This window comes from Mediterranea sp. ET5 (assembly GCF_023337025.1).
Classification (GTDB): Bacteria; Bacteroidota; Bacteroidia; order Bacteroidales; family Bacteroidaceae; genus Phocaeicola_A.
This window is the reverse complement of the sequence record NZ_JAMBLN010000004.1, coordinates 164,688-171,098: the sequence shown is the minus strand read 5'-3', so window position 1 is coordinate 171,098 and position 6,411 is coordinate 164,688. Positions and strand designations below refer to the sequence as shown.

Annotated in this window: 3 protein-coding genes; all 3 read left to right on the top strand. The window is 54.4% G+C overall.

The annotated features are described in order from the left end of the window. Positions 1 to 322 precede the first annotated feature (322 nt). The 3 genes from M3087_RS04395 to leuS all read left to right on the top strand — a co-directional run bounded on the left by M3087_RS04395 (position 323) and on the right by leuS (position 6,401). The gene (locus tag M3087_RS04395; RefSeq protein WP_249094015.1) at positions 323 to 2,065 is read left to right on the top strand and encodes a thrombospondin type 3 repeat-containing protein; all 1,743 of its coding nucleotides are present in this window, start codon (positions 323 to 325) and stop codon (positions 2,063 to 2,065) included. A gap of 20 nt (positions 2,066 to 2,085) precedes the next feature. Then, positions 2,086 to 2,754, top strand: coding sequence for a DUF3826 domain-containing protein (locus M3087_RS04390; protein WP_369860849.1), 669 nt, complete (start codon positions 2,086 to 2,088; stop codon positions 2,752 to 2,754). 809 nt (positions 2,755 to 3,563) lie between these two features. Further along, positions 3,564 to 6,401, top strand: a complete 2,838-nt coding sequence (gene leuS / locus M3087_RS04385; protein WP_249094013.1) for a leucine--tRNA ligase — start codon at positions 3,564 to 3,566, stop codon at positions 6,399 to 6,401. Positions 6,402 to 6,411 lie beyond the last annotated feature (10 nt).

Here is a 6,411-nt window from a genome sequence, read left to right as displayed (position 1 = left end):
AAAGTATTATACTTAGCCTACCAAAGTATTATACTTAGCCTACCAAAGTATTATACTTTGGTATGTCAAACTACTATGTTTGCCAGATCAAACACTTGTGTTTGGTGAGTCAAACTAATGTGTTTGATGAATCAAACACTTGTGTTCCATCCGTCGGACAACAGTGTTTGCCGGGAAATAGTACCTACCGATTCACTCCCCACTCACTCCCCTTCTATTAAAAAATTAAAATACACACCATCCGCCGTATAACCTTTTGCACTCCTGGCAGTCTATTTACACAAATCAAGAAAAACAATACCGGATAGATAATATAATGACTATGAAAAAAACAGTAGCATGGGGATTCATGCTGGCAGGCTTGCTCGGTACAGCCAATGCAGCATACGCACAATATCCCCAAATCACTCCCGAAGCACAGGCAAAGTACAAAGAGATGATTACAAAGGCATACGCACATGCCGACTCTGCCTGGGCTAAAGCACTCCCCATCGTGATGAAAGAAGCCAAAGAGGGACGCCCCTATGTGCCCTGGGCTTCAAGACCTTGTGACCTTCCGCAGGCAAAAATTCCGGCATTCCCCGGTGCTGAAGGTGGAGGTATGTACAGCTTTGGCGGACGAGGCGGACGCGTCATCACCGTGACCAACCTCAACGACAGCGGACCCGGCTCACTCCGTGACGCATGCGACCAGGGAGGTGCACGCATCATCGTGTTCAACGTGTCGGGTATCATCAAGCTGGAGACTCCCATCATCGTACGTGCCCCCTACATCACCATTGCCGGACAGACTGCTCCCGGTGACGGCGTAGTCGTTTCGGGACAATCGTTCTGGGTGGATACACACGACGTGGTCATCCGACACATGCGCTTCCGTCGGGGTGAGACCATGGTGTGGCACCGTGACGACTCCTTCGGCGGCAACCCCGTGGGCAACATCATGATCGACCACTGCTCCTGCTCCTGGGGACTCGACGAGAACATCTCCTTCTACCGTCACATGTACGACCCCAGCGAGGGACAATATAAAACAACGGAACTGAAACTCCCCACCGTCAACGTCACCATCCAGAATACCATCTCCGCCAAGGCACTCGACACCTACAACCATGCCTTCGGAAGCACCCTCGGCGGTGAGAACTGCGCCTTCATGCGCAACCTCTGGGCCAGCAACTCCGGACGTAACCCGTCTGTGGGATGGAACGGCGTGTTCAACTTCGTCAACAACGTAGTCTTCAACTGGGTACACCGCTCTTCAGACGGCGGCGACTACACGGCGATGTACAACTTCATCAACAACTACTACAAACCGGGTCCTGCAACCCCGAAAGAGGGCGCCATCGCCTTCCGTATCCTCAAACCGGAGTCGGGACGAAGCAAGCTCGACCACAAGGTTTACGGACGTGTCTTCGCTGAAGGAAACATCATGGAGGGCAACGAGCGTGTGACCCGCGACAACTGGGACGGCGGCATCCAGATCGAGGACCAGGAGAACACCGAGGGATACACCGAGCTGATGCGTGCCAAGGCTCCCTTCGAGATGCCTCACCTGACAATCCTCAACACCCGTGACGCATACGACTATGTGCTCCGCAACGTGGGTGCCAACATCCCCTGCCGCGACATCATCGACCAACGCATCATCGACGAAGTGCGCACCGGCAAACCTTACTACGTGGAGAAACTGCCGAAAGAGAATCCTTACGGCGACGTATGGGGACTGGCCGAGAAATCGCAGAACGAGGACGGACTGTTCAAATACCGTCGTATGGCGAACGACTCCTACAAGCTCGGTATCATCACCTCACCGGCACAGATGGGCGGATTCCCCGAGTACAAGGGTACCCCGTATGTTGACACCGACGGCGACGGTATGCCCGACGAATGGGAAAAGGCCAACGGACTGAACCCCAATGACCCGAGCGACGCCAACGAGGACTGCACCGGCGACGGCTACACCAACATCGAAAAATATATCAACGGCATCAGCACAAAGAACAAAATCGACTGGACTGACTTGAAAAACAACTACGATACTTTGGCTGAAAAAGGAAAATTGATGTAATTTTGCAACGGATGAAAAAGATGAAACACTCCTTACTGCTTTTTCTTCTGCTGTGCATCGCCGCAACGGCATCGGCACAGCGAGTGGAACTCAACGAAGAGGGTCGTGACGCGGCTTACGTGAAGACCATCTGTGAACGTTCGCAGAAGATTGTCGACAAGCTGGCACTCACCGACGGGGATGTGGCACTCAACGTGCGCAACATCATTGCCAACCGCTACTTCCTGCTCAACGACATCTACGAGAAACGGGATGCCGCTGTCAAGGAAGCCAAGGAGAAGCTGACCGGCGATGCCAAGAATGCTGCAGTACAGGCAGCCGAGAATGCCAAGGACAGCGAACTCTTCCGCCACCACTTCGAACTGGAGTCCGGACTCTCGCTCTTCCTCGACGACACACAAATCGAGGCAGTGAAGGACGGCATGACTTACGGCGTGGTCAAAGTGACCTACGACGCACAGTGTGACATGATACCGACACTGAAGGACTACGAGAAGAAACAGATACTCGCCTGGCTGAAGGAGGCACGCGAGTATGCTATGGATGCCGAGAACTCCAACAAGAAGCATGCAGCCTTCGGCAAGTACAAGGGCCGCATCAACAACTACCTCTCCAAGCAGGGCTACGACCTGACCAAGGAGCGCGAAGCATGGTATGAGCGCGTCAAGGCCCGCGGAGGGAAGCTGTAAAACAAACACAGGCTATTCAACCTACAACTAATAGGAAATAAGCACAGATCTTTAAATGTTATAATTGATTAGTTAGACTATCGAGCCGCCCCGGTTGTGAAACTACGGGCGGCTTTTTTTGTGGACTCATGCCGAGCGTACATAACAAAAACTCCCGGACTTCTCGCAAGCCCGGGAGTTCTCCTTAATCATTTCAAATCTCTCAAATTCTAGTAAATTCTTACTTCACTACGTGAAAATTGACAAGTAACTAAAAATGTTGTAAATCCCTATGCACAACATTCAAGCACTTGATTAAAAATCGAAATCTTTTTACCTTTTACTACCTATTGAACTTGCTCTTCGCAGAGCGTCTTTTGTTCGTTTGTTATCCTTATAACCTTTAATCACGATGCAAAGATAAGGGCATTTGGAATTATCAACAAGCGAAAACATGCTTTTCAACATAAAAAGCCCGTTTTATTGACCTACATCAAGCAAAGAGACCCAAAAGACCGTTTTCGAACACGGAAATTGTACCTGATTTTTAAATATCCTTACATTCAGCAGCTCCTGCATATCTGTCATTTCGTACAGACAGACCTGCACGGTGGGTGAGGATGCGTCCGCCTGACAACGGACAAACGGGGCGGAAAAGGGAGAGAAATGCCACAGAAGTAGCCATTTAGATTATTTCCGGGGGAGAGAAACTTCATTCTTCGCCCGAAACATCTATCTTTGCACATTATTAGTAAAGAAGGGGCGGAATCGTCGGCTGACGGCAACGCTTCCGCTGAACAAGAACGTAACACCAAAACAAATACATCGCAATGGAATACAATTTCAGAGAGATTGAGAAGAAATGGCACCAACGGTGGGTCGAACGACAGACTTACCGCGTGACAGAAGACTCCACAAAGAAGAAATTCTACGTCCTCAACATGTTCCCCTATCCTTCGGGAGCGGGACTGCATGTGGGACACCCACTCGGCTACATCGCTTCGGACATCTACGCACGCTACAAACGCCTGCAGGGCTTCAACGTGCTCAACCCCATGGGCTATGATGCCTACGGACTGCCTGCCGAGCAATATGCCATACAGACGGGACAGCACCCCGCCATCACCACGGTGAACAACATTAACCGTTACCGCGAGCAGCTCGACAAAATCGGCTTCTCCTTCGACTGGAGCCGCGAGGTGCGCACCTGCGACCCGTCGTACTACCACTGGACGCAGTGGGCGTTCCAACGGATGTTCGAAAGCTACTACGACAACCGGCTCAACCGCGCCTGCCCCGTCAGCGAACTGGTGAAGGCGTTCGAGACTGCCGGAACCGAGGGCGTGGACGCTGCGTGCAGCGAGGAGCTGAGCTTTTCAGCCGACGAATGGCGAGCCATGGACGAGCGTCAGCAACAGGAGACACTGATGAACTACCGCATCGCCTACCTCGGCGAGACGATGGTCAACTGGTGCCCGCAGCTGGGAACGGTGCTTGCCAACGACGAAGTGGTCGACGGTGTGTCGGAACGTGGCGGATACCCCGTGGTGCAGAAGAAGATGCGCCAGTGGTGCCTCCGCGTGTCAGCCTATGCACAGCGTCTGCTGGAAGGACTGGACACCCTCGACTGGACCGACTCGCTCAAGGAGACGCAACGCAACTGGATCGGACGTTCCGAGGGTACGGAGATGCGCTTCCGCATCAAGGACAGCGAGGTGGAATTCACCATCTTCACCACGCGTGCCGACACCATCTTCGGTGTGACGTTCATGGTGCTCGCTCCTGAAAGCGAACTGGTGCCACAGGTGACCACCGACAGCCAACGTGCCGAGGTAGAGGCTTACCTGGAGGCAACCAAGAAGCGTACCGAGCGCGAACGCATCGCCGACCGCCGCGTGACGGGTGTGTTCTCGGGCTCGTATGCCGTCAACCCGATGACGGGCGAAGCCATCCCCGTGTGGATAAGCGACTACGTACTTGCCGGATACGGTACGGGAGCCATCATGGCAGTGTCTGCGCACGACAGCCGCGACTATGCCTTTGCCAAGCACTTCGGGTTGGAAATCCGTCCGCTGATCGAAGGCTGCGACGTCAGTGAAGAGAGCTTCGACGCCAAGGAGGGCATCATGACCAACTCGCCGCGCGAGGGAGCTACGGGAGGATGCGGACTGGTGCTCAACGGACTGACGGTGAAGGAAGCTATCGCACGCACGAAGGAGTACGTGAAGGAGCACAACCTGGGACGTGTGAAGGTGAACTACCGTCTGCGCGACGCCATCTTCAGCCGCCAGCGCTACTGGGGTGAGCCTTTCCCCGTATACTACAAGGACGGAATGCCCTACATGATCGACGAGGACTGCCTTCCGCTGGAACTGCCCGAGGTGGCGAAGTTCCTCCCCACGGAGACGGGTGAGCCGCCGTTGGGCCACGCCACGCGCTGGGCTTGGGACACGGTGAACCGCTGCGTCACCGAGAACAGCCGCATTGACAATGTGACGGTCTTCCCCATTGAACTGAATACCATGCCGGGCTTTGCAGGCTCGTCCGCCTACTACCTGCGCTACATGGACCCGCACAACGACCACGAACTGGTGTCTCGTCAGGCGGACGCCTACTGGCAGAACGTAGACCTCTACGTGGGCGGAACGGAGCACGCCACGGGGCACCTCATCTACTCGCGCTTCTGGAACAAGTTCCTCTTCGACCTCGGCGTGAGCGTGAAGGAAGAGCCGTTCCAGAAACTCGTCAACCAAGGCATGATTCAGGGACGGAGCAACTTCGTCTACCGCATCAAGGATACCAATACCTTCGTCTCCCTGGGACTGAAGGACCAATACGACGTCACCCCCATCCACGTGGACGTGAACATCGTCTCGGGCGACGTGCTCGACCTGGAAGCCTTCAAGGCCTGGCGTCCGGAATACGCCACGGCAGAGTTCATCCTCGAAGATGGCAAGTACGTCTGCGGATGGGCAGTGGAGAAGATGAGCAAGTCGATGTACAACGTGGTGAACCCCGACATGATTGTCGAGAAATACGGTGCCGACACGCTGCGCATGTATGAGATGTTCCTCGGTCCCGTGGAGCAGTCGAAACCCTGGGACACGAACGGCATCGACGGTGTACACCGCTTCCTGAAGAAGCTCTGGTCGCTCTTCTACAGCCGCAAGGACGAGTTCCTTCCGACAGACGGCGAACCGACGCGCGACGAACTGAAGTCCATCCACAAGCTCATCAAGAAGGTGACGGTCGACATAGAGAACTTCTCCTACAACACCTCGGTGAGCGCGTTCATGATTTGCGTCAACGAGCTGAGCCAGCTGAAGTGCAACAAGCGGGCTGTCCTGTCCGACCTCGTGGTACTGCTTGCCCCCTTCGCACCCCACCTCTGCGAGGAGCTGTGGGAGGCTCTGGGACACACGACGAGCGTCTGCGACGCACAATGGCCCGTCTGCAACGAGGAATACCTGAAGGAGGATGTAGTGAGGTACACCGTGTCGTTCAACGGCAAGGCACGCTTCACGCTCGACTTCCCTGCCGATGCCGACAATGCCACCATCGAACAGACGGTGCGCGAGCATGAGGCTTCGCAGAAGTACCTGGAGGGGAAGACCATCCGGAAGGTCATCATCGTACCGAAGAAAATCATCAATATGGTACTCGGGTAGACCTGACAAG